A 22,858-nucleotide genomic window follows, 5' to 3' on the forward strand; every position below is an offset into this window, starting at 1 on the left:
GATCATCCTCCCGCATGCCAGAGCTCGACAGTCTTGTCGATCGCCTGAGGTGCGGCTAACATCGTACCGCTATCAGCCCCCAGGCAAAGCCCGGCGCCCACACCACCGGCGGGGCTTCCTAACTCCCTTTCCGCCCAGCAGGCGTCAACACATGCCCATCGCCCCCGAGGACCAGGCCCGAATCGAAGAGATCGCCGCGGGTTTCAAGCACATTCTGGATCAGCAGTTCGCCATGCACCTGCGGGTGGCGCGGCGAACTACCTCGGTGGTCCGCTTCGGCATGATCAGTCTGGCGGTCATCGGGGTGAGCATGTTCCTGCTGCTGCTGACGCTCGCCTATCAGATCAAGCCCATGATCGGCTCCGTCGATACCATGAATGGTCATTTCACCCATATTTCGCAAAACATGCTGGTCATGAAGGATGCCATTCTAGAAATGGAATCCAATGTCCGCCCCTTGCCGCTCATGTCCGGGGAAATGTACCGGATGCAAGGGAGTGTCCGGGAGCTGACCGGCTCCACCAACAGCCTCTCGGTGCGCATGGATAACCTGGATACCAACATGGCCAGTATTGCCCAAAGCGTCACGCGCATGACCTCCAGCTTTGCCTTCATAAATCAGACGGTCGGCATCATGGGCGCCGACGTTAACCGCATGTCCGGGCCCATGCGGATCTTCAACTCGATGACGCCCTTGAAATGATCCACCAAACCGCTCAACCGCCGACCGCCCAGGGGACGAGCCTGACCGACACGACCCGGATCATCGAGGTTTTCCACCAGGCCGTCACCGAGGTCGATAACCGGATGACGGAAGAAAACCGCATTGGCACCGGGATCGCTCGGCGCACCATGGGGATCATCCGCGGGGTGCTGCTGCTGTTGGCCATTCTCGCGGTCATCAATCTCTACCTGATCCAGGATCTGGCGCAAGCCATGCTTGACATGATCAGTACCATGGACCGCATGCAGCAGCATTTCGCGGCCGTGGATCGTGACATGCGGACCATTACCCAGTCCGTCCTCGGCATGAACGAGCAGGTGCGCAGCCTGCCGCCCATGAAGGATTATCTGGTACTCATGAACCAGGACATGGCCAACATGAATCACGATGTCCGCTTCATGGATCAAAACCTGGCCACCATGGATCAGCATGTCGCCACCATTACCAACGGGGTCGGGGAGATGGCCGGACGTTTCGAGCTGCTGAACCAGACCACCCAGGGTATGGGTTATAACGTCAATCAGATGTCCCAGCCCGTCAGGACCCTGGACCCCTTCGGTTTCATGGGACGCTGAGCGCATCCGACATGGAACCATCCCCGAGCGAAGCGGATTGGATTCGCCAGATCGAGGGCCTGATCGAGGAAGGTCAGTGTTTTCTGGCCTACGACCGGTCTGGACAGGCGCGGCGCGATTACCCCGACAGCCGGCGCCTGCGGCTGTTGGCGATCCTGGCCCTGATGCGCAGCGGTGGCATGCTGGAGGCGCGCAAGATCCTGTGCAAGATGCCCGACGCCCTGGAGGCCCTGGAACCGATCGCGAACCAGGTCCTCGCTACCCTGCGCCAGCACCTCCCGCCGCTCCTCAAGGAAGCCCGGGACCCGCCAGGGGAGCCCCGCCTCGCGTGGGTCCTGGAACTCGCCACCCACCTGAAGCACCTGGGGGAGAGGACCTCGGTCGGAACCCCGGAAGACCTGGGTACCCTGGATCTATGCGCCCGCATCCATGCCGAACTCTGGCGTCACCAAGGCAGCCCCGAGGATCTCCGCAAGAGCCGGCAGGCCCATCTGCGGGCCTTCCAGGCCCATCGCCAGGCGGGGAACGGTGTCCATGCGGCCCGCCTCTCCTGGTTGCTGGGCGAGACGGAACTGGCGCGGACCCTGGCGCGCCAGGTGCGGGCCGCCACGACCGGGGCGCGGGAGGAGCTCGGCCCCAAAGACCGGTTTTTCACCCTCGCCCATCAGGCCGAATGCTGCTTGCTGCTGGCAGAGCCGGCCCTGGCCGAGGACCAGTTCCGACAGGCCTTGAGCGATGGCCAGGTGCATTACGCCTGGGTCGTCGAGGTCCGTAATCGCCTCCTCTCGCTCCAGGAAGGGGATTTCCCCGTCCCCGCCGCCCTGATGGAATTGCTGCGCCCGCCGGTCATTCTGATCGGCGGCGGGCACCCCCTCGACCTCCCCGGGGCCTCGCCGCCCATTTTCCCGCCCCCCTGCGAGGAGGCGGTCAGGCATGCCATCCAGGAACACCTCGACAAGCTGGGCGCCCACATCGGTTACAGCTCGGCGAGCGCCGGAACCGAGCTGCTGTTTGTCGAGGCCATGCTGGAGCGGGACGCCGAGGTCCACCTGGTATTGCCCTTCGCCACAGAGGATTTCATCCGCGAACGGGTCGCCCCCGCGGGCGCCCGCTGGGAGCGACGCTTTCGGCACGCCCTCAAACTGGTTGCCAGCGTCAACCATGCCACCGAGGAGCACTATCTCGGTCACGATTGGCTGTTCCGCTTCAATAATCAGATTATCGACGGTCTCGCCCGCCTGCGCGCCGATCTGTTGGGGACGACCCCGCACCTGCTGTTGGTCTGGGACTATGCCGCCGAACAGGGGGCCGGGACGGCGGCGGACTTCATGGACCACTGGCCAGACCCAGGCCGCCTGCGGCTGATCGATCTGGACGCCGTACGCGCACGCACCCTCGCCGCGACGCCAACCCTGGCCGCCCCGCCGCCCGCCGTCCGCCCTGCCCCACCCAGCGGCCTGCGGCGGGAACCCCAACGGGTGCTCAGGACCCTACTGTTCGCCGACCTGGTGGGCTTCAGCAAGCTCCGCGAAGAGGAATTGCCGGGGCTCTGGAGCTACCTGGCCAAGGTCCAGCGCCGGTTGGATGACATCAGCTCCCCGCCGGATCTGGTGGAAAGCTGGGGCGATGCCCTCTACGTGGTCATGTCCAGCGCCCGCTCCCTCCTGCATCATGCCTTTGCCCTTCAGGACAGCTTTATCCGCCTCGATCCACGCATCCATGGCCTGCCGGACCACCTGAGCCTGCGCATCGGTCTCCACGCCGGCCCCGTCTATACGGGCCAGCACCCCCTGACCGGGCGCCCCATCGTCTATGGGAGTCATGTCTCCCGCACGGCCCGCATCGAGCCGATCACCCTCCCGGGCAATGTCTATGCCTCGCAACAATTCGTCGCCTTACTGACCGCGGAGGAAGGCGCCCATTGCGCCGAACAGGCCTCGCGGGGCAGACCCTGCTCCCCCTGGTATGCCTGTGAGTACCTGGGCTATCAGCAACTGGCGAAAAACTACGGTAACACGCCCGTTTATCACCTGCTGCCCTGACCGGCCGCACCCATGCAGCCCCGATGCGCTCGAGGGTGCCGCCCTTGCACTCCCCAGCCCCCCTCGGTATCTTGCAATCCTTTTTCCAGGTCGCCTCGGGCGGCACCCCAGCGGGCACTCACAGCGGAGCCAAAGCGCATGCGCAGTCATTATTGCGGAGATCTGAACCGCGAACAGGTTGGTCAGGACGTTTCACTGAGCGGATGGGTCCACCGTCGCCGGGATCACGGCGGCGTCATCTTCATCGACCTGCGCGACCGAAGCGGTCTGATTCAGGTGGTGATCGACCCGGACAATCCCGAGACCTTCCGCCTGGCCGAGCAAGCGCGCAGCGAGTTTGTCCTCCGCATCGAGGGGCGGGTGCGCCCACGCCCGGAGGGCACCGAAAACAAGGACATGCCCACCGGCGAGGTTGAGATCCTGGCCCGCGCCCTGACCATCCTCAACAGTTCCGAGACCCCGCCGATCCAGCTCGACGATCATGGCCGCGACGCCGCCGAGGAACTGCGCCTGCGCTACCGCTACCTCGATCTGCGCCGCCCCGAGATGCAGGAACGTCTACGCCAGCGCAGCCGTATCACCCGGAACCTGCGCAACTTCCTGGATGCCCATGGTTTCCTGGACATCGAGACCCCCATCCTCACCAAGTCCACCCCCGAGGGGGCCCGCGACTACCTGGTGCCGAGCCGCACCCATCCCGGCGAGTTCTTCGCCCTGCCCCAGTCGCCGCAGCTCTTCAAGCAGTTGCTGATGATGTCGGGCATGGATCGCTACTACCAGATCGCCCGCTGCTTCCGCGACGAGGACCTGCGCGCCGACCGCCAGCCCGAGTTCACCCAACTCGATATCGAGGTCTCCTTCATGGACGAGGATGAACTCATGGAACTGACGGAGGAGATGATCCGGCGACTCTTTCGCGAGATCCTGGGGGCCGAACTCCCCAACCCCCTGCCCCGCCTGACCTATGCCGAGTCCATGCGGCGTTTTGGGTCGGACCGCCCCGACCTGCGCGTGCCCCTGGAGTTGATCGATGTCGCCGATCTCATGGCAGAGGTGGACTTCAAGGTCTTCGCGGGTCCGGCCAAGGACCCCGAGGGCCGGGTCGTGGCCTTGCGCCTGCCCAAGGGTGGCGAACTGAGCCGCAAGGCCATCGATGACTATGGCCAGTTCGTCGGCATCTACGGCGCCAAGGGGCTGGCCTACATCAAGGTCAACGACTGGACCGGCCAGGGGCGGGAGGGGTTGCAATCGCCCATCCTCAAGTTCCTGCCAGACGCGGCCGTGGCGGGCATCATGGCGCGCACCGGCGCCCTGGACGGGGACCTCATCTTCTTCGGCGCCGACAAGGCCAACATCGTCAACGAGGCCATCGGCGCCCTGCGCGTCAAGCTGGGCCAGGACCTGGGCCTGATGGCCGAGGGCTGGCACCCGCTGTGGGTGGTGGACTTCCCCATGTTCGAGCGCGAGCCTCACACCGGCCGCTGGACGGCCCTGCACCACCCCTTCACCTCGCCCAAGGAGGACCAGATCGGTCTCCTGGACAGCGACCCGGGCGCCTGCCTGTCCCGCGCCTACGACATGGTGCTCAATGGCACCGAGATCGGCGGTGGTTCCATCCGTATCCACCGCGAGGCGGTGCAACGCCAGGTCCTGAAGCTGCTGGCCATCAGCGACGAGCAGGCCGAGGACCGCTTTGGCTTCCTGCTGCGGGCCCTCAAGTATGGCTGCCCGCCCCACGGCGGCCTCGCCTTCGGCATGGACCGCCTGGTGATGCTGATGACCGGCGCCAGCTCCATCCGCGATGTCATGGCCTTCCCCAAGACCCAGACCGCCGCCTGCCTGCTGACCTCCGCCCCCTCGCCGGTCGATCAGGCCCAGCTCAACGAGTTGGCCTTGCGGATCAAGTTGCGGCCTTGAGACGGGGCGCGCCACCGCCAAGGCGTGACGCCGGAACCCGGCATCCGACCGCTCCCTTTAAGCGTCCGGAGTCCGTGCTGCTGGTGATCGCCACCTTCGCCGGGGAATTCCTGCTCCTGCGCCGCACCCGGCCTGCCGGCTTCTGGCAATCCGTGACCGGCAGCCTGGAACCGGGGGAGAACCCCCGCCAGGCCGCCCGACGGGAGCTGTGGGAGGAGACGGGGTTGAGCCTGCCGGAAGCGGCCCTGCTCGATCTGAATCATCGGGAGCGCTTCCCCATCCTCCCTGCCTGGCGGGAACGCTATGCCCCCCAGGTCCATGACAACCTGGAGCACTGGTTCGCCCTGGTGCTGCCCCTGCGGCGACTGATCCGCCTCAACCCCGGCGAGCACCAGGAGGTCTGCTGGCTGCCCGCCTCCGGGGCCGCCGGCCTGGCCAGGTCCTGGACCAATCGCCAGGCCATCCGGCTGCTGGCGAGCCTGCTGGCGGGGGCGCCAATGGCTTGGCGCTAGATCGGGAGGGGTGACACCTCAGGCAGCGGCGACCGACTCCAGCTCTAGCGCATCGATCAGGGCGCCACTCTTCCACCAGGGATGGCGGGCCTCGGTAAACTCGTTCCAGAAACCGTCGAAGCGCCCCAGGGAGTGGAAGAAGTCACAGGTCCGCCAGCCGATGAGACCGCCCGCGTAAACCAGGATCTCATGATTGCTTTCCTCGGCGAGGATGGTGTCCAGGACATGCCGGGTGACCGAGACATCGTTCATGAGACCCAGCAAATCCTGAATGCCCTTCATGTGGGCGATGAAACTATCCATGCCATTGAACAGGGGGCGGAAGAACTCGGCGGCGTAACGCAGCTTCTTGCACTCGATGCGTAGTTGGTGCATTGCCGCGGCGTTGTTACGGTCCACATGGCTACCCACCAGGAGGACCTGACGCTCCTGCTTGTCGAGGAGGGCACGGGCAAAAGGGACCAGTTTGCTGTCCTGAAGATTACGCGGTTTGCGCTGCTTCTCCACCGTGCCTTCCCAGCGGCGATGGGCATACCAGTCGTGAAAGCCTTCCTTGAATTGGCGATAGCGTTTGCTCTCGAGCATGGGCTCGACCTGTTCCTGGTAGGCACGGGCCCGCCGCAACCGGGCCACGCGATCCAGGCCCTCCGCCCCCGGGAGGGGTAGATGGGGGGCGGCATGCGTCAGTCCCTCGTCGATAAAGACATCCAGGTCCCGCGCCAGTCCCAGTTCGCCGACGATCCACCGCATCTCCTCGGACCAGGGCTTGCTGGCCTCTTTTGGAATGGCGGCGCGGAAGAGCGACAGGGCCGAACGCAGGCGCCGGATGGCCACGCGCATCTGATGGACGCCCTCGATGTCTTCCCAGTTCTTGGCCTTGTCCTCCCACGCGACGATAAATTCATAGTTGTGCGCCATGATGGTGGCAAAGGCCTTGCTGACGTTTTGGCTCGGCGTGACGGGAGCGGATGATTTGATAATGCTCGACATGAGGCCTCGGTCTCCGAAGTTCAGCGATATTGTTATGAATTAGCGGCCCTGGCCGGTCCAGGTATCCCGCAGCCCCACGGTGCGGTTGAGGATCAACCGATCGCGACGGGAATCGCGATCGACGACGAAATACCCCTCGCGCTCGAACTGGAAGCGATCGCCCGGCGCCGCCGCCAGGAGCGCGGGCTCGACCAGGCAGCCGGTGAGGGTGCGCAGGGAGTCCGGGTTGATGTCGTTGAGAAAATCGCGGCCGCCGGCACCCGGATGGGGCACGGCGCAGAGGCGGTCATAGAGGCGCACCTCGGCGGCCACCGCTATGGCGGCGGGCACCCAGTGGATGACGCCCTTGACCTTGCGGCCCTCCGGATTGCGGCCCAGGGTCGCGGCATCGTGACGGCAACGCAGCTCGATGACCTCGCCCGCGGCGTCCTTGATGACCTGGTCGCAGCGGATGACGTAGGCCCCGCGCAACCGAACCTCCCCGCCGGGGACCAGGCGCTTGAAGCCCTTGGGCGGGTCCTCGGCGAAATCGGCCTGATCGATATAGAGCTCGCGGCCAAAGCTCAGGGCGCGGACGCCGCGCATCTCGTCCTTGGGGTGATTGGCCAGTTCGATGGTCTCCTCCCGATCCGCAGGATAGTCCCCGATCACCACCTTGAGGGGGTGCAGCACCGCCAGGCGACGGTCGCTGGTGGCGTCCAGGTCCTCGCGGATGGTGTTCTCCAGCAGGGACATCTCCACCAGATTGTCGGACTTGGTAATGCCGATGCGGTCGCAGAAGGCGCGAATGGCGGCGGGGGTATAGCCCCGGCGGCGGAGACCCGCGAGGGTGGGCAGGCGCGGGTCGTCCCAGCCCTCGACGTGGCCCTCGCTCACCAGTTGGGTGAGGAGGCGCTTGCTCATCACCGTGTACTCCAGGTTGAGGCGGGAGAACTCGATCTGGCGCGGCTGGCAGGGCAGGTCCAGGTTTTCGATCACCCAGTCGTAGAGGGGGCGATGGTCCTCGAACTCCAGGGTGCAGAGGGAATGGGTGATGCCTTCCAGGGCGTCGGAAATGGGATGGGTGTAGTCGTACATGGGGTAGAGACACCACTGACTGCCGGTCTGGTGGTGGGTCACCCCGTGCTTGATGCGGTAGAGGACCGGATCGCGCAGATTGATGTTGGGCGAGGCCATATCGATCTTGGCGCGCAGGGTGCGGGCGCCGTCCGGGAACTCGCCGGCGCGCATGCGGGCAAAGAGGTCCAGGTTTTCCTCTCGGGTACGATCGCGGTAGGGGCTGTCCTGGCCCGGCTCGGTCAAGGTGCCGCGGTAGACGCGGGTCTGCTCGGCATCCAGGTCGCAGACATAGGCCAGGCCCTTGCGGATCAGGTCCACGGCGAAGTCGTGGAGCTGCTGAAAGTAGTCCGAGGCAAAGAAGGTCCGCTCGCCCCAGTCATAGCCCAACCAGCGCACGTCCGCCTCGATGGCCGCGACGAACTCCAGGTTCTCCTTGAGGGGGTTGGTGTCATCGAAACGCAGATTGCAATGACCCGGATAGTCCAGCGCCAAGCCAAAATTCAGGACGATGGACTTGGCATGACCAATGTGCAGATAGCCGTTGGGCTCCGGCGGGAAGCGCGTGAGGATACGCGAATGTTTACCACTGGCCAGATCCTGCTCGATGATCTGGCGAATGAAATTGGTTTTCCCCGGGGCGGTCAGGGTGGAGTTCTGGGTATCGGACATAGGATTGGGATCACGAAGACGAAGGGAGGCCCAAGTGCCTCCACAAAAATATCAAGGCTGGAAGGATACCTGGATTCGGGTATCGACAGCCACCTTTTTGATTTCATCGGATCGCTAGGTTATTCAGGCTCTTGACCCGCGCTTAGTGGCCTGACGGGTAGCGCGCCCGCTGGGTGGCCTGCTCCCAGGCTTGCCGCAGGGTTGCCGCCGCGACTTCCGGCTGTTCGGCGCCGGTGATGGCGCGGACCACGGCGAAGGAACCGACGCCGGCACGCGCGATGTCGGGTAGTTGCGCCGCGGCGATGCCGCCGATCGCCACCAGCGAGCGGTCACGCAGCAGGCGGGCGTAGGCCCCCAGCCGGGCGCTGCCTTGGGGTGGGGTGGCCATGGCCTTGAGCGTGGTCGGATACACGGCGCCGAGGGCCAGGTAGCTCGGGCCGAGGGTGTCGGCGCGCAGCATCTCGGCATAGCCATGGGTGCTTAGGCCCAGGCGGAGGCCGGCCTCGCGTATCTCCCCGACCTCGGTGGGGCCCAGGTTATCCAGGTCTTCCTGGCCCAGATGCACGCCGTAGGCCCCGGCGGCGATGGCCTCGCGCCAATGGTCGTTGATGAACAGCAGGCTGTCGGTGCCCTGGACCGCGGCCACCGCGGCCTGGATCTCGGCGCGCAGGGCGGCGGCATCGCCGGATTTGTAGCGCAGTTGCAGGGTGGACACACCGGCGCGTGCCAGGCGGCCAACCCAGTCGGCACTGGGCAGCACGGCATAAAGGCCCAGGGCTTGCGGGCAGGGCGCGAAGGCGGGCGAGCGCGGACTGGGGCTCATGCCGAAGTCGGCCGGATCGACCGGCCAGACCTCCGGGTCGAAGTGGCCGGTGCGCGCGCTCTGGCGGTGCCAGGCACGCGCCAGACAGGCGGCGTCGGCGGGGATGAAGCCGAGCCGGCGGGCGGCGGCAAAAGTGATACCGTAGGGGCTGTCCTCGTCGGGCAGGGCCTGGGGATCGGCCTGGATGGCCAGACCGAGCGCCGCGTGCCGCTCGACCAGGGTGAGGGTCAGATCTAGCGCACGCGGCAGGGCGGGAGCGGACATGGCCGGATCAGGCATGGTGCCAGAAGGGGGTACCCAACACCGGGGTACTGGGCTGGGCAACCTCCTGGGCCGTCATGGCCCCGGACAGGAAGGCGCCGCGGCCGGCGCGCACCGCATCGGCAAAGGCCCCGGCCATGGCTACCGGCTCCCGCGCCAGGGCCACCGCGGTATTGAGCAGCACGGCGTCGAAGCCCCATTCCATCACCTGGCAGGCGTGCGAGGGCAGACCCAGCCCGGCGTCGACGATCAAGGGCACGCTCAGGCGCTCGCGCAGGGTGCGCAAGGCGTAGGGGTTGATGGGGCCCTTGCCGGTGCCGATGGGCGCGGCCCAGGGCATGACGGCCTGGCAGCCGACATCGACCAGGCGCTGGCACAGCACCAGGTCGTCGGTGCTGTAGGGCAGCACCTTGAAGCCGCTCTTGATCAGTTGCGCGGCGGCCTCGACCAGATTGAGGGTGTCGGGCTGCAGGCTGTAGTCGTCGCCGATCACCTCCAGCTTGATCCAATCGGTCTCGAAGACCTCCCGCGCCATCTCGGCGGTGGTGATGGCCTCCCGGGGGCTGTGGCAGCCGGCGGTATTGGGCAGCACCGGCACCCGCAATTTGCGCAGCAGGGGCCAGAAGCCCTGGTTGGGATCGAGACCGCTGGCGCCCTGGCGCCGCAGCGAGGCCGTCAGCAGGCAGGGTTGGGCCCGGCCGACGGCCAACTCCAGCACGGCGGGCGAGGGATAGCGGGCGGTACCGAGCAGTAGGCGGCTAGCAAAGCTTTCGCCATACAGCAGCAGGGGATCGGCTTGAGGGGCGGGGGCAAGGGTCATGGCATGGCCTGTGGGGTGGGGCGCCGCGGCGTTCAGCCGCCGGATACGGGCGCGATGATTTCGATGTGATCGCCCTCCGCCAGGGGCGTCTGGGCATGGCGGCCGCGAGGCACGAAGTTCAGGTTGAGGGCGGCGGCATAGGGCTCGTTGGCCGCGACGGCCTGGATGGCGTCGGCCAGGGTGGCGTTGTCGGCGAGTTCGCAGGGGGTCTGGTTGATGAGCACGCGCATAGGTTCAAGCCGTTACGGCGGCGGTGGCCGCGGTGTGGAAACTCAGCCGCAGGCGCGCGGCCAAGGTGGTTTGCCCGGTTTGCATCCACTCCAGCACGGCGTCGAGCAGGGCCGGGGAGATCATGAAACCGTGGCGATAGAGGCCGTTGACCTGCAGGACGCGGGGGCGCACCTCGTAAATCGCGGGCAGGTTGTCCGGCAGGGTGGGACGGCACCGGGTGGCGAGTTCGAGGATGCGGCCCTCACCAAAGCCCGGGTGGACGGCGTAGGCGGCGCTCAGCAACTCGAGGGTGGAACGGACGCTGGCCGGCGACAGGTCGTCACTCTCGATCTCGGTAGCGCCAATCACGAAGACATAGTCTTCCTTGGGGGCAATGTAGAGGGGGTAGCGTGGATGCAGCAACCGGGTCGGGCGGTGCAGGGTGACGTCGGGCGCATGGATGCGCGCGACCTCGCCGCGTACGCCGCGCAGCGTCTCCTCGGGCGTGCGCCATTCGCCCTGGCTGCCCAGGCCGCGGCAGTCGAGCACCCAGCCGCCATGACGGTCCTGGATGTCCAACGCCTGCTCCAGGGACAGAGCGGTGTGCCATTCGATCGGCACCCCCAGGTCCCCGAGCGTCTCGGTCAGGGCCCCCAGCAGTTGGCGGTTGTCGATCTGGGCCTCCCCCGGCAGATAGAGCCCCTCGTGGAAGCGCCGGGCCAGGGCCGGCTCCAGGCCGGCGATGCCCTCGCCGTCAAGGGTGAGTGGCTGGGGTAGTTCCGGCATGGCCCGGCCGGTGGCGGCCAGCAGGCCGCTGAAGCGCCGGGCCTCGGGGGCGTCCTGCCGGTGCCAGAGAATCAGGGTGCCGTTTTGCTGGAAAAAGACCGGGCGCCGCAGCCCTGCGATCAGGCTTGGCCAGCGGCTCAGGGCATACTGGCCCATGGCGACGACATTGAGCTCGGTAATGGCCGATTCGGCCAGTGGAGCCAGCATGGCGGCGGCCACCCAGGCGGCGGCACCACTGCCGTCGGGCGGGCCGGCATCGAGGATCCGAACCGGGTGCCCGGCCTGGGTCAGCGTCAAGGCCAGCAGGCGGCCCATCAGGCCGGCACCCAGCACCAGCACCGGCTCGCCAGGAAAAGAGGTGTTATTTTGCATAGGGCTATGGATTCAAAAATGGAACATCAAAGGTAATCCTTCAGCCCCCTCTCCCCAACCCCCCCACCAAGGGGGAGGGAGCCAGAGAAGCAGTGGCGTGAGCTACCGAACTCAACCCCTGTGGCAGGGAGATCTGAAGGCTTACTATCAAACTTTACTGCCCGGTGGGTGTGGCTGGGCCGGGCCCTCCCCCTCTGCCGTCGGGACCCCTCGCCAGGGCGCGCTGGCAGCGATAAGCGCATCGATCTGGCGGCCCAGGACCCGGAGCCCCGCCTCGATATGGGTCTCGCCCTGGAGAAGAGCATCCTCCAGCATGCCCGCCTGCTGCATCAGCTCCAGGGCACAGATATTTGCCGCGGAACTCCGGACCTTGTGCAAGCGCCGGGCCGCGTTCACTCGCTCCCCCTGGTCAAGATCATCACGGGTCGCCTCGACCACCCTGGCGTAATCCCTGACAAAGGTATCGAGGAATTTTCGCAACAATTCCGGGTTGCCATGGAATAGTTTCGCGGCCTTGATTGTGTTGATCCCGGCGATGGGCGGGAATGCCTCCGCCAAGGGGCCAGGCAGGGCGGGGGCCGCCGGCGCCGATGTCGAGGTCTGGGTTGCCGCTGGCTCCTGGGTGGGCACCCAGGGCCGCAACAGCCCTGCGATTTGGTCCAGATCCACCGGCTTGGTCATCACCGCATCGGCGCCGGCCTCATGCGCCGCCTGCCGTTGCTCCGGCAGGACCCCAGCGGTAAGGACGATGATGGGCAGATCGGTCAGCGCAAGCCGGTCACGGATCAGCCGGGTTGCCGTGAGCCCATCCATCACCGGCATTTGCAGGTCCATCAGCACCGCATCAAAGTCTCGAGGTTGCGACTCCAGGATCTGGACGGCTTGCTGCCCATCGGTGGCGGTAATGACCCCGGCCCCTTCCCATTCCAGGGCCTGTTTCATCAGGGCAAGGTGCGTCTCACTATCGTCCACCACCAGAAAAGCGCATCCCCGCAGCCACGGTCCCAGGCCAAGCGCCGGCTCGGCCAAGACCGGGGCGGCCAGCTCGCCATGATCGGCCCGTTCGAAAGGTAGTTCGAACCAGAAATTACTGCCCTGTCCCGGCTGGCTAAGGGCCCCAATCTCTCCACCCATCAATTCCACCAGCCGCTTGCTGATGACCAGACCCAGACCCGTGCCGCCAAAGCGCCGGGTAATGGTGGCATCGCCTTGAGTGAAGGGGGTGAAAAGCGCTGTCAGGACCTCCGGGGAGATGCCCATGCCCGTGTCCCGCACCTCAAAGCGCAGACGCGCAGACCTTGGGGTGAGGGCAATGACCTGGACCCGGACGGTGACCTCGCCCCCCGGGGCAAACTTGATGGCGTTGCCGATCAGGTTGGTCAGCACCTGACCCAGGCGCAGGTCATCGCCCCTGAGGGGCCCGAGGGGTTCCAGCAAACCCGCAATCCGCAGATCAAGCCCCTCGGCCCTGGCCTTGAGACCCAGGAGGCCATCGAGTTGTTGCAACAGCGCCCCGAGATCAAAGGGCCGGTTATCGATCTCGATCTTGCCGGCTTCGATCCGGGAAAGATCCTGAATATCGTTGATGATGCCCAACAGGGTCTGGCCGGCGTCATGGATGCGCCTGACCATGTCCCGCTGGTTGGCACTGAGGGGCTCGCGGTCGATCATCTGGGCCAGGCCCAGCAGGGAGTAGAGGGGGGTGCGGATCTCGTGACTCATGTGGGCCAGGAACTCGCTCTTGGCCTGATTGGCGCCCTCCGCGACGAGCCGCGCTTGCCGCAATTCATTCTCGCTCCGTTTGTGCTCACTGATATCCCGCGTGATGCCCAGCAATTCCACGAAATTGCCATCGTTATCGTAAATGCCGCTGGCCTTGATCTCGGTCCAGACGCTTGAGCCATCCTTGTGCAGTTCCTCGAAATCCCAGATTTGGAAAGTAACCGGAATCCCTGCCTGTACCTGAGCGTAGGCCGAGGCGATGGCCTCTCTGAGGATGAGACATGAATCAGGATGACAGGTATCCTCAAGTTTTAGCCGCAGGTATTCTTCCGGCCGATACCCGGTCAATTTCTCGATGGATGGACTGACATAGGTCAGCCCTCTATGAAAATCAAAAGTCCAGATGACATCACCGGCATTATCGGCCAGCAGGCGGTGCCGTTCCTCGCTGATACGCAGATGATTCTCGATTACTTTATTTTGCGTAATATCCTGTGTCGTTCCGCGAGTCATGGTTACGGTGCCGTCCGGGGCATATTCGGCTCTACCAATTCTCTCGATATGTTTGATGCGGCCATCGGGCAGCAGCAGGCGGACATGGATCTTAAAACCACGCCTCTCGGCCAGGGCCTGAGTGTAGGCCGCCAGAGCCGCCGACTGATCGTCGGGGTGCACAAACTTGCCCCACAATTCCTCCCGTGACGGGGGCAGGTCCCGACCCGGGACCAGTTCAAACAAGCGGTAGAGTTCCTCGGACCACCAGACCCTGTTCCGTTTCACGTCCCATTCCCAACTACCGATATGGGCCACCCGTTGGGCTTCATTGAGGCGTTCAACGCTCTCCAACATGGCTAGCTCGGCTTGCTTGCGATCCGTCACATCCATGAAGGCCGCTAATTCTTCCCTGTCCAGGGTCATGGCGAATATCTCGACATGACGGACCGCGCCGTCCCTGCGCGTCATGCGAAATTCAAAGGGACCCATCAAGGAGTCGTTTTCAACCCCTTTGGGCAAGACCTTTTCCCAGGAAGCCACTGCCTGGCGGCGATAGGCTTCATCGGGATAAAACAGCTCATACCAGCGACTCAGGGTCTGAATATCCTCGGCGGAATACCCGAAGGTCCGCACGAATTGGTGATTGCAGAGCAGAATCCTGCCGTCGGGATCCTTCAGCGCCAAAGGGATGGGTGCGAATTGGAAGAGGTGTTTGAATTTGATCTCGCTGGCCCTGATGAACTCCTCGGCAATCGAACTGACGTCGCTATTGCACCTTTGGGCATCCAGTTCCCGGCGTGAGTCACCGGTAACCGCGAACCCTGAGGGGCCTTGTTCCTCGCTCGGAGGCAACGATTCCTCTTTCCCTATCGATGCCGTGATGTCCTCGACCATGGCCAGGATTTGGGGTCCCGCCCCGGGGCCGGTCACGACCCGAGTGGCGGTCACCCTGATCCAGACCACCGAGCCATCGGGTCGCAGATGCCGCCTCTGGCCCTGGTAATCATCAAGGCACCCGCTGCCGGGGGGTATTGGAGGGTCACCGTCTGTTACTTCATCATCCGGGTGGCCGAGGCACTTCCAGTCGAAAATCGCCAAGGCCGCGGGGCTTAGGCCCAGAATGGTCGCAAGGCGCTGATTGGCCTCCAGGAGGCTACCACTCGCCGGATCGAACAGGACCATGCCCACCGGAGCCTGGTCGAAGAGGATCTGAAACCGAGATTCCGCCCCAGGCGGGTGCGAGACGGGGCTGGCAGTCGTGGTTTCGCTCATCTGATGGGCACTCGCCGTGTCGATCGGGAAGAGACGCGCGCCCATGGGATCCTGGAGGGCCGTCGCGGGGTGCGCTGGCCAGGCGGGAGCCGGACCCGAGGATTGAAAAGGGGATGGCCGCACCTAAGTGAGGCCCAACCCTTGCCTTCTTCCCATCCACCTACCCCCTTGGCTGAATATCATTATGCCTGATCTCTTCACCCCACTGCGCATCGGCGCCATTACCACCCCCAACCGTATCTTCATGGCGCCCCTGACTCGCTGCCGGGCGGGTGACGAGCACCTCGCTAACGCCTTGATGGCCGAACACTATGCCCAGCGCGCGAGTGCCGGCCTGCTGATTGCTGAGGCCACCATGGCCATGGCCGGGAACTCGGCCTTCTGGACGGAGCCGGGCATCTACTCCGCGGCCCATGCCGCGGGCTGGCAGCAGGTGACCGATGCCGTCCATGCCGCCGATGGCCGTATCTTCCTCCAGATCTGGCACGGCGGGCGCGCCTGCCATCCCCTCCTCAATGACGGGGTCCAACCCGTCGGGGCCAGCGCCCTTGCGATTGCCGGCGACAAAGTCAATACCCCAGCGGGTAAGCAACCCTACGTCGTCCCACGGGTCCTCGCCGACGAGGAGCTTCCCGCCATCGTCGCGGGCTTTCGCCAGGCGGCGGCATACGCCAAGTTGGCCGGTTTCGATGGGGTCGAGCTGCATGGCGCCAACGGTTACCTGCTCGACCAGTTCCTGCGTGACGGCACCAACCAGCGCCTTGGCCCCTATGGCGGCAGCCTGGAGAACCGCGCCCGCCTGATGTTCGAGGTCATCGAGGCCGTCAGTGGGGTGTGGGGCAGTGATCGCGTGGGCCTGCGCATTTCTCCGCTCAACAGCTACAACGACATGATCGACAGTGATCCCATTGGCCTGGCCACCTGGCTGGCTGGGGAGCTAAACCGCTTCAACCTAGCCTACCTGCATCTGATGCGTGGCGATTTTTTTAGTCAGCAGCAGGGTGATGTCGTAACGCCCGTGCGTGAGCGATACCAGGGCGTCCTCATCGGCAATATGGGCTATGGCCCGGAGGAAGCCGCGACCGCCGTCGCGGAGGGAACACTCGACGCGGTGGCCTTTGGCACCGGCTTCCTGGCCAACCCAGACCTGCCGGCGCGGGTCAAGGCGGGTGCGCCGCTGAATGAGCCTGAACAAGCAACCTTCTACTCCCCCGGGCCTGATGGCTACACGGACTATCCCGTTTGGGAAGCCTGACCAGGGCCACCAGGGCCACCTAAAGGGGGGTCCGGGCCATGATCAGCGGCGATCACGACGAACGGCACTCTCACGCGACCCCGGGCTTACCTGCCGTTGGTGGCACGCCCTGCTGGGTCATGGTCAGCGCCAGCATGGTCAGGGGTACGAGGGCGCGGGGCCGGGCGGAGAGGCGGATCGTCTACCAGTGTCAACTTAAATTGACACTTTTATTTGTTAAGTCTTGTTGACAGAGCTTGATGGTGTTCGTAAGATTCAGCTAGAGGGAAATATTTCTCCCGGTAGCGACAGGCCACCGCCCGTCTCTAGCAATTGTTCCCTCCTCTCCCTTTGGCGCGGTAGGTGATTAGGCCCGCGCGGGGTTCGCACGATATCGAGGTTGTCGAGACCTCTTTTTGTCTTTGGAGAATGCACATGGCAACTGATCTGAACGATCCGGACCGGGTATGGCCCACCGGGCTCACTATCAAAGAGTCGGAAGAGCTTCATAAACACGTTATCGACGGTACGCGGGTGTTCTTTGTGATCGCCCTGATTGCGCACGTCCTTGCGGCGTTCCTGACCCCGTGGCTTGGCTGAGGAGAAGATCATGAACCAGGGTAGAATTTGGTGTGTTGTTAAACCTACTGTTGGCCTGCCGCTGTTGCTGGGCTCGGTCGCCGTGATCGCGTTGCTGGTGCATTACGAGATCCTCTCCCACGTCAAGTGGTTTTCCGCCTATTGGGGTGGTTAGATCTCGCGGCCTCTCTCGCGGGAGGCTGGCCTTGAGGGGTCGGAAGTCACCAAACCCGACCCCGCCCCATTATCGGGGTTGACCGAAAAGCCGCCAATGGGGTCCGCCCTGCCGCCACTGCGAATTTCTCCGCAAACGCTTCTGGAGAGCCATCATGACCTACGTACGGATGTACGAAACCGAACAGAAGGCCCGGGATGCCATAACCAAGCTTAGGAAGGGTGGTTTCCCCGAAAACACGATTCACCTGGTGGCAGCGGGCGCGAGCGGTGAAGCCCTCTTGGGGTACATGATCGGCAACGATACCGAAGTCTATGCTGAAAACCTCGCCCGGGGCCGCATCTTCGTGCTGGTCCGAGCGGCCTTTGGCCATGGCCAGGCCGCGATCGACATCCTGGACAGTTGCGAACCCATCAATAGCCACCTCCTGGCGTCGGCGCAGCCCGCGAACTGCTGGGAAGAAACGGTTACGCCCTTATCCACGGCTTTGCAGTGGCCAGTCCTTAAGCAAAATGACCCCGCGCCCTTTTCAAAGTGGATGGGTTTCCCCTTGCTTTCTAAAAGTGGTGAGCCAGGCCCGCTCTCGAAATGGCTCGGTTCCCGCCTGCTTTTCGAGCATGACCGGCCAGCACCCTTTTCTAGCTGGATGGGTTTCCCCACGCTGGATCCTAGCTACTCACTGAGTCGATACTTCGGGTTCGATCTGCTGAGCAGTGACGCGACCCCTCTGTCTTCGCGCTTAGGCCTTAACACGCTTGTTGGCTGGGTGGCCTCCGGTGAGGCGAGCGGCAACCCACCGCCACCGGCCCCCTATCAGCCGGCAGCCCCGGCCATGGACGAGCCCCCACAAGCCCCGGCCGAGGTTTCCCTCGCGGCGGCTGTAGAGGAACCGCCGGTTCAAGCGACCGATCCGGCCGAGTCTGCCTCGCCCGACGAGGTCATTCAGGCCTCCCCCGCCCCAGAATCGCCGGCTGATGATCGCCCCGTCGAGGGTCCGGTTACCCTTAAGCCGAGGGGCCGGCCAAAAACCGTCTAACCCTCTCCCGGCTCAAAGCCGGGGGCTGAATTGTGAGCCGCTCAAGGCGGTGGTACGGGGTCGCTAAAGCGGCCCCGTCGTTCTTGCACCCACCAAGGGTTGGCGACCGACCCCGAGGCGGGGCCTACCAGACCTGAAAAACCGCCTCAATATCCCTGGGATCAAAAATGCGTTCGATCCACCCTCGGCAATCGCGGTGGGAAGCGAAGCGTCGCATCACCATGCAAACGGGGATCCCCAGATGACATTCGCCTTTGATAACAGCTACGCACGGCTGCCGGAGCGCTTCTTCGCCCGCCAGGCGCCGGTCCCTGTCGCGCAACCGCGACTCATCAAGCTCAACGAGGCGCTCGCGGAACAACTCGGGCTAGACACCGCTGTCCTGCGGTCCCCCGAGGGTCTGGCCGTGCTCGCGGGGAACCAGGTGCCGGCCGGGGCTGACCCGCTGGCCATGGCCTATGCCGGCCACCAGTTCGGCGGCTTCGTGCCTCGGCTCGGCGATGGCCGGGCGCTTCTCCTGGGGGAGATCCTGAACCCGAACGGCGAGCGCTTCGATATTCAGCTCAAGGGCTCCGGTCGCACGCCCTTCTCCCGGGGGGGCGACGGCCGGGCCTGGCTGGGGCCGGTCCTGCGAGAATACATCCTGAGCGAGGCCATGCAGGCCCTCGGCATCCCGACGACCCGCTCCCTGGCGGCGGTCGCGACCGGGGAGCCCGTCTTTCGCGAGGCCGGGGCGCTGCCCGGCGCCGTACTGACGCGCGTGGCGCGCGGCCATGTGCGGGTGGGCACCTTCGAATACTTCCAGGCGCGCCAGGATACGGATGGCCTCCGACAACTCGCCGATTACGTCATGGCACGGCACTACCCGGAGGCGCTGGCGTCGGACCAGCCCTATCGCGCCTTGCTGGTCGCGGTGGTCGCCCGGCAGGCGGAACTGATCGCCCGCTGGCTCGGCGTCGGCTTCATCCATGGCGTGATGAATACCGACAACATGTCGATCGCGGGGGAGACGATCGACTACGGCCCCTGCGCCTTCATGGATGCCTATCACCCCGGCCAGGTTTACAGCTCGATCGATCATGGCGGACGCTACGCCTACGACAACCAGCCCCAGATCGCCCAGTGGAACCTTGCCCGTCTGGCTCAGGCGCTATTGCCGTTCCTCGGCCCCGACCAGGACCAGGCCGTCGCCCAGGCCCAGGCGGTCATCGACGGCTTCGGTCCCTGCTTCGAACAGGCCTATCTGGCCTGCTTCCGGGCCAAGCTGGGCCTGCTGGAGGCAGACGAGGACGACGCCGACCTGATCGAGGGGCTCTTGCGGGCGATGGCCGCGACCGGCGCCGACTTCACCAACAGCTTCCGCGCCCTGAACACCGCCGCCACTGGCACGGAGGGGCCGCTCCGGGCCCAACTCGGCGAGGACGGCCCCGCCGCGGCCTGGATCGCCCGTTGGCAGGCACGCCTGGCGCGCGAAGCCGCCACCCCGGAGGCGCGGGCGGCCGCCATGCGCCGCACCAACCCCGCGGTCATCCCCAGAAACCACCAGGTCGAGGCCGCCCTCGATGCGGCGGTCGCCGGCGACCTCAAGCCCCTCGACGCCCTGTTGCAGGCCCTCGCCCAGCCTTGGGACGAAGGCCCCGGGTTCGACGAATACCAGCGGCCGCCCTCGCCGCATCAGATTGTCCAGCAGACCTTTTGCGGGACCTGAATTCTGGCGTGTAGGGATACCGGCATCCAGGCCACCGGAGCCGGTTCTTACGGTTATAATGCCGCCATGGATATTCTCAATAACATTCAAATCCTGGCCGTCATGGTGCTGCCGGTGCTGTTCGCCATCACGGTGCACGAGGCCGCCCATGGTTGGGCGGCCGGCTACCTGGGCGACCGCACGGCACGCATGCTGGGCCGGGTGACCCTCAATCCCCTCAAGCACATCGACCCCATCGGTACGGTCGTCGTGCCTCTGGCGACCTTTTTCCTCACGGGCTTTCTCTTCGGCTGGGCCAAGCCGGTGCCGGTGGATGTCCGCAACCTGCATAATCCCCGCCGCGACATGGCCCTGGTCGCCCTGGCCGGGCCCGGCGCCAACCTGCTGATGGCAATCATCTGGGGACTGGCGATCCAGCTTGCCCTGGCCCTCTGGAATGTCTCGCCCTGGCTGGCCCAACCGCTGGCCTACATGGGCGCCGCCGGGGTCCTGATCAACGTGCTCCTCATGGTGCTCAACCTCTTCCCGCTCCTGCCGCTGGATGGCGGCCGGGTGCTCAACGCCCTGCTGCCGCGCCACCTGGCCATCGCCTTCTCGCGCCTGGAGCCCTATGGCCTCATCCTGCTGGTGGTCCTCCTGGTCACGGGGGTCCTGGGCACCCTGCTGGGGCCCCTGGTCAACCTTACTATCGGCCTTATGCCCGGCGCCGGCGTGGTGCGCGAACTCTTCATGACCTGAACCCCGCCGCGCGACCCTCTCCTCACCCTTTTTCCGAATCGGCATCCGAACCCCCGGGGAATTCCCGCCTTGAACTCCGCAACCCCCTCCAACGGCCGCGTCCTTTCCGGCATGCGGCCCACCGGCCGCCTGCACCTGGGTCACTATCAGGGTGTCCTCAAGAACTGGTTGGACTTGCAGCACGAATACAGCTGCTTCTTCTTCGTCGCCGACTGGCATGCCCTGACCACCCACTACGATGACCCTTCCATCATCCCCGCCAGCATCTGGGATATGGTGGTGGACTGGCTGGCCGCGGGCATCGACCCGGACCAGGCGACCCTCTTCATCCAATCCCAGGTGCCCGAGCACGCGGAACTCCACCTGCTGCTGTCCATGATCACCCCCCTGGGGTGGCTGGAGCGGGTACCCAGTTTCAAGGATCAGCAGGAGCGGCTGAAGGAGCGCGACCTGGCCACCTATGGCTTTCTGGGCTATCCCCTCCTCCAGAGCGCCGATATCCTCATGTACAAGGCCGGCCTGGTCCCGGTGGGCGAGGACCAGGTCGCCCATGTGGAGCTGACGCGCGAGATTGCGCGACGCTTCAACCACCTCTTTGGCCGCGAGCCGGACTTCGCGCAGAAGGCGGAACAGGCCAAGGATAAGATGGGCAAAAAGAACGCCAAGCTCTTTGATAAGCTGCGCAAGACCTATCTGGAGCAGGGCGATCACGAGGCCCTCGAGATGGCCCGGGCCCTCCTCGAATCCCAGGGCAACATCGGCATCAGTGACCGCGAGCGCCTCTCCGGCTACCTGGAAGGCAGCGGCCGCATCATCCTGCCGGAACCCCAGGCCCTCCTCACCAAGGCCTCCAAGATGCCTGGGCTGGACGGCCAGAAGATGTCGAAGTCCTACGGCAACACCATCGCGCTTCGCGATCCCCCCGCCCAGGTGGAAAAGGCCCTGCGGACCATGCCCACGGACCCGGCGCGGGTCCGTCGCACCGACCCCGGCGAACCCGCTAAGTGCCCCGTCTATCAGCTCCATCAGGTCTATTCCAGCGACGAGACCCGGGCCTGGGTCGCGGAAGGCTGCCGTTCGGCGGGCATCGGGTGCCTCGACTGCAAGCAACCGGTCATCGAAGCCGTGCTGGCGGAACTCAAACCCATCCAGGAGCGCGCCCGGGAATTCGAGGCCCAACCGGAACGGGTGCGCGACCTGATCGCCGCGGGCAGCGAGGCCGCCCGCCACGTCGCCCGCAAGACCATGGACGAGGTCCGCCAAGCCATGTCCATGAACTTTCGTTGAGCGAGACCTCGGGCGAGGCCGCCCCGGCCATCGCGGCGGCCGGCGGCGGCGCGGTGGGACGACCCGCCCAGCAGCAGGAGATGCCCTTCGCCATCGTCCAGGGCACCCCCCTGCTGGTCCTGCCCCTGGACCTCTACATACCCCCGGATGCCCTGGAGGTGTTCCTCGACACCTTCGAGGGGCCCCTCGACCTGCTCCTCTATCTCATCAAGCGCCAAAACCTGGACATCCTCGACATCCCCATCGCCCGGATCACCGATCAGTACATGGCCTACGTGGAGCTGATGAAGGATTTTCACCTGGAGCTGGCGGCGGAGTACCTGGTGATGGCCGCCCTGCTGGCGGAGATCAAGTCGCGTATGCTGCTGCCGCGCCCCGCCGAGATCGAGGAGGAGGCCGATCCCCGGGCCGACCTGATCCGCCGGCTCCAGGAATACGAACGCTTCAAGCAGGCCGCTCAGGACCTGGACGCCCTGCCCCGCCTGGAGCGCGATCACTACCTGGTCCAGGCCCCGGTGCCCCCGGGCCATCGCCGCCTCATCCCGCCGGAGGTCGATCTGCGCGAGGTGTTCCTGGCCCTGCGCGACCTCCTGGCGCGGGCGGACCTCTTCACCAATCACCGGGTGGAGAAGGAGTCCCTGAGCCTGCGTGAACGCATGACCCTGGTACTGGCCAAGCTTCAGGGTATGGGCTTTGTCCCCTTCGTCCATCTGTTTGAAATTCATGAGGGCCGGGCGGGCATCGTGGTCAGCTTCCTGGCGGTGCTGGAGCTCATCAAGTCCGCCACCATCGAACTGGTCCAGACGGAGCCCTTCGCCCCCATCCATGTGCGCCTGCGCACCGGGGACTAGG

At 65.1% G+C, this 22,858-nt stretch carries 20 protein-coding genes; 13 read left to right on the forward strand and 7 right to left on the reverse strand.

Going from position 1 to position 22,858, the window contains the following annotated elements; all coding sequences use genetic code 11:
- Nucleotides 1-151 precede the first annotated feature (151 nt).
- From IPN92_18600 to nudB, 5 genes are all read left to right on the forward strand, one after another.
- Nucleotides 152-703 carry a hypothetical protein gene (locus IPN92_18600; protein MBK8640187.1) on the forward strand — a complete coding sequence of 184 codons (552 nt, stop codon included), beginning with the start codon at nt 152-154 and terminating at the stop codon, nt 701-703.
- Nucleotides 700-1,299, forward strand: coding sequence for a hypothetical protein (locus tag IPN92_18605; GenBank protein MBK8640188.1), 600 nt, complete (start codon nt 700-702; stop codon nt 1,297-1,299). Before IPN92_18600 ends, IPN92_18605 begins: the two co-directional genes overlap by 4 nt.
- Before the next feature lie 11 nt (nt 1,300-1,310).
- Nucleotides 1,311-3,341: an adenylate/guanylate cyclase domain-containing protein gene (locus IPN92_18610; protein MBK8640189.1), complete on the forward strand. Its 2,031-nt coding sequence runs from the start codon at nt 1,311-1,313 to the stop codon at nt 3,339-3,341.
- 138 nt (nt 3,342-3,479) lie between these two features.
- Nucleotides 3,480-5,258, forward strand: coding sequence for an aspartate--tRNA ligase (gene aspS / locus IPN92_18615; protein ID MBK8640190.1), 1,779 nt, complete (start codon nt 3,480-3,482; stop codon nt 5,256-5,258).
- Nucleotides 5,255-5,770, forward strand: a complete 516-nt coding sequence (nudB, locus tag IPN92_18620; GenBank protein MBK8640191.1) for a dihydroneopterin triphosphate diphosphatase — start codon at nt 5,255-5,257, stop codon at nt 5,768-5,770. Before aspS ends, nudB begins: the two co-directional genes overlap by 4 nt.
- Before the next feature lie 18 nt (nt 5,771-5,788).
- On the opposite strand, the gene IPN92_18625 is transcribed toward nudB, so the two are convergent.
- The 7 genes from IPN92_18625 to IPN92_18655 all read right to left on the reverse strand — a co-directional run bounded on the left by IPN92_18625 (nt 5,789) and on the right by IPN92_18655 (nt 15,249).
- Nucleotides 5,789-6,760, reverse strand: coding sequence for a CHAD domain-containing protein (locus tag IPN92_18625; protein ID MBK8640192.1), 972 nt, complete (start codon nt 6,758-6,760; stop codon nt 5,789-5,791).
- A gap of 39 nt (nt 6,761-6,799) precedes the next feature.
- The gene (locus IPN92_18630) at nt 6,800-8,488 is read right to left on the reverse strand and encodes a glutamine--tRNA ligase/YqeY domain fusion protein (protein MBK8640193.1); all 1,689 of its coding nucleotides are present in this window, start codon (nt 8,486-8,488) and stop codon (nt 6,800-6,802) included.
- Between the two features lie 142 nt (nt 8,489-8,630).
- A complete protein-coding gene (locus tag IPN92_18635; GenBank protein MBK8640194.1) occupies nt 8,631-9,575 on the reverse strand; it encodes a thiamine phosphate synthase in 945 nt (314 codons plus the stop codon).
- A gap of 7 nt (nt 9,576-9,582) precedes the next feature.
- Entirely contained in the window at nt 9,583-10,392 is an 810-nt protein-coding gene (locus IPN92_18640; protein ID MBK8640195.1) for a thiazole synthase, read from the reverse strand.
- Nucleotides 10,393-10,424: 32 nt separating this feature from the next.
- The gene (thiS, locus tag IPN92_18645) at nt 10,425-10,622 is read right to left on the reverse strand and encodes a sulfur carrier protein ThiS (GenBank protein ID MBK8640196.1); all 198 of its coding nucleotides are present in this window, start codon (nt 10,620-10,622) and stop codon (nt 10,425-10,427) included.
- A gap of 4 nt (nt 10,623-10,626) precedes the next feature.
- Nucleotides 10,627-11,760, reverse strand: a complete 1,134-nt coding sequence (locus IPN92_18650; protein MBK8640197.1) for an FAD-dependent oxidoreductase — start codon at nt 11,758-11,760, stop codon at nt 10,627-10,629.
- Between the two features lie 147 nt (nt 11,761-11,907).
- A complete protein-coding gene (locus tag IPN92_18655) occupies nt 11,908-15,249 on the reverse strand; it encodes a PAS domain S-box protein (GenBank protein MBK8640198.1) in 3,342 nt (1,113 codons plus the stop codon).
- Between the two features lie 184 nt (nt 15,250-15,433).
- Here IPN92_18655 and IPN92_18660 point away from each other — a divergent pair, with 184 nt between their 5' ends.
- The 8 genes from IPN92_18660 (at nt 15,434) to IPN92_18695 (ending at nt 22,857) form a co-directional block, all read left to right on the forward strand.
- Nucleotides 15,434-16,504 (forward strand): alkene reductase, encoded by a 1,071-nt coding sequence (locus tag IPN92_18660; protein MBK8640199.1) that lies wholly within the window; start codon nt 15,434-15,436, stop codon nt 16,502-16,504.
- A gap of 414 nt (nt 16,505-16,918) precedes the next feature.
- Nucleotides 16,919-17,083, forward strand: coding sequence for a light-harvesting protein (locus IPN92_18665; GenBank protein MBK8640200.1), 165 nt, complete (start codon nt 16,919-16,921; stop codon nt 17,081-17,083).
- Between the two features lie 10 nt (nt 17,084-17,093).
- Nucleotides 17,094-17,237 (forward strand): light-harvesting protein, encoded by a 144-nt coding sequence (locus IPN92_18670; protein MBK8640201.1) that lies wholly within the window; start codon nt 17,094-17,096, stop codon nt 17,235-17,237.
- Between the two features lie 154 nt (nt 17,238-17,391).
- Nucleotides 17,392-18,273 (forward strand): hypothetical protein, encoded by an 882-nt coding sequence (locus IPN92_18675; protein ID MBK8640202.1) that lies wholly within the window; start codon nt 17,392-17,394, stop codon nt 18,271-18,273.
- Between the two features lie 241 nt (nt 18,274-18,514).
- The gene (locus IPN92_18680) at nt 18,515-19,981 is read left to right on the forward strand and encodes a YdiU family protein (protein MBK8640203.1); all 1,467 of its coding nucleotides are present in this window, start codon (nt 18,515-18,517) and stop codon (nt 19,979-19,981) included.
- Nucleotides 19,982-20,047: 66 nt separating this feature from the next.
- On the forward strand, nt 20,048-20,719 hold the full coding sequence (locus tag IPN92_18685; protein ID MBK8640204.1) for a site-2 protease family protein: 672 nt from the start codon (nt 20,048-20,050) through the stop codon (nt 20,717-20,719).
- 69 nt (nt 20,720-20,788) lie between these two features.
- Nucleotides 20,789-22,006 (forward strand): tryptophan--tRNA ligase, encoded by a 1,218-nt coding sequence (locus tag IPN92_18690; protein ID MBK8640205.1) that lies wholly within the window; start codon nt 20,789-20,791, stop codon nt 22,004-22,006.
- Between the two features lie 80 nt (nt 22,007-22,086).
- The gene (locus IPN92_18695; protein MBK8640206.1) at nt 22,087-22,857 is read left to right on the forward strand and encodes a segregation/condensation protein A; all 771 of its coding nucleotides are present in this window, start codon (nt 22,087-22,089) and stop codon (nt 22,855-22,857) included.
- Nucleotide 22,858 lies beyond the last annotated feature (1 nt).

The sequence above is a fragment of the Chromatiaceae bacterium genome (assembly GCA_016714645.1).
GTDB lineage: Bacteria > Pseudomonadota > Gammaproteobacteria > Chromatiales > Chromatiaceae > M0108.

Excerpts from the sequence above, each read along its gene's own strand:
- aspS (MBK8640190.1), top strand. The coding sequence starts at position 3,480 with ATGCGCAGTCATTATTGCGGAGATCTGAACCGCGAACAGGTTGGTCAG.
- IPN92_18625 (MBK8640192.1), bottom strand. The coding sequence starts at position 6,760 with ATGTCGAGCATTATCAAATCATCCGCTCCCGTCACGCCGAGCCAAAAC.
- IPN92_18680 (MBK8640203.1), top strand. The coding sequence starts at position 18,515 with ATGACATTCGCCTTTGATAACAGCTACGCACGGCTGCCGGAGCGCTTC.
- IPN92_18640 (MBK8640195.1), bottom strand. The coding sequence starts at position 10,392 with ATGACCCTTGCCCCCGCCCCTCAAGCCGATCCCCTGCTGCTGTATGGC.
- IPN92_18665 (MBK8640200.1), top strand. The coding sequence starts at position 16,919 with ATGGCAACTGATCTGAACGATCCGGACCGGGTATGGCCCACCGGGCTC.
- IPN92_18605 (MBK8640188.1), top strand. The coding sequence starts at position 700 with ATGATCCACCAAACCGCTCAACCGCCGACCGCCCAGGGGACGAGCCTG.
- IPN92_18685 (MBK8640204.1), top strand. The coding sequence starts at position 20,048 with ATGGATATTCTCAATAACATTCAAATCCTGGCCGTCATGGTGCTGCCG.
- thiS (MBK8640196.1), bottom strand. The coding sequence starts at position 10,622 with ATGCGCGTGCTCATCAACCAGACCCCCTGCGAACTCGCCGACAACGCC.
- IPN92_18695 (MBK8640206.1), top strand. The coding sequence starts at position 22,087 with ATGCCCTTCGCCATCGTCCAGGGCACCCCCCTGCTGGTCCTGCCCCTG.
- IPN92_18630 (MBK8640193.1), bottom strand. The coding sequence starts at position 8,488 with ATGTCCGATACCCAGAACTCCACCCTGACCGCCCCGGGGAAAACCAAT.
- IPN92_18670 (MBK8640201.1), top strand. The coding sequence starts at position 17,094 with ATGAACCAGGGTAGAATTTGGTGTGTTGTTAAACCTACTGTTGGCCTG.
- IPN92_18660 (MBK8640199.1), top strand. The coding sequence starts at position 15,434 with ATGCCTGATCTCTTCACCCCACTGCGCATCGGCGCCATTACCACCCCC.
- IPN92_18600 (MBK8640187.1), top strand. The coding sequence starts at position 152 with ATGCCCATCGCCCCCGAGGACCAGGCCCGAATCGAAGAGATCGCCGCG.
- IPN92_18655 (MBK8640198.1), bottom strand. The coding sequence starts at position 15,249 with ATGAGCGAAACCACGACTGCCAGCCCCGTCTCGCACCCGCCTGGGGCG.
- IPN92_18635 (MBK8640194.1), bottom strand. The coding sequence starts at position 9,575 with ATGTCCGCTCCCGCCCTGCCGCGTGCGCTAGATCTGACCCTCACCCTG.
- IPN92_18610 (MBK8640189.1), top strand. The coding sequence starts at position 1,311 with ATGGAACCATCCCCGAGCGAAGCGGATTGGATTCGCCAGATCGAGGGC.
- IPN92_18675 (MBK8640202.1), top strand. The coding sequence starts at position 17,392 with ATGACCTACGTACGGATGTACGAAACCGAACAGAAGGCCCGGGATGCC.
- IPN92_18650 (MBK8640197.1), bottom strand. The coding sequence starts at position 11,760 with ATGCAAAATAACACCTCTTTTCCTGGCGAGCCGGTGCTGGTGCTGGGT.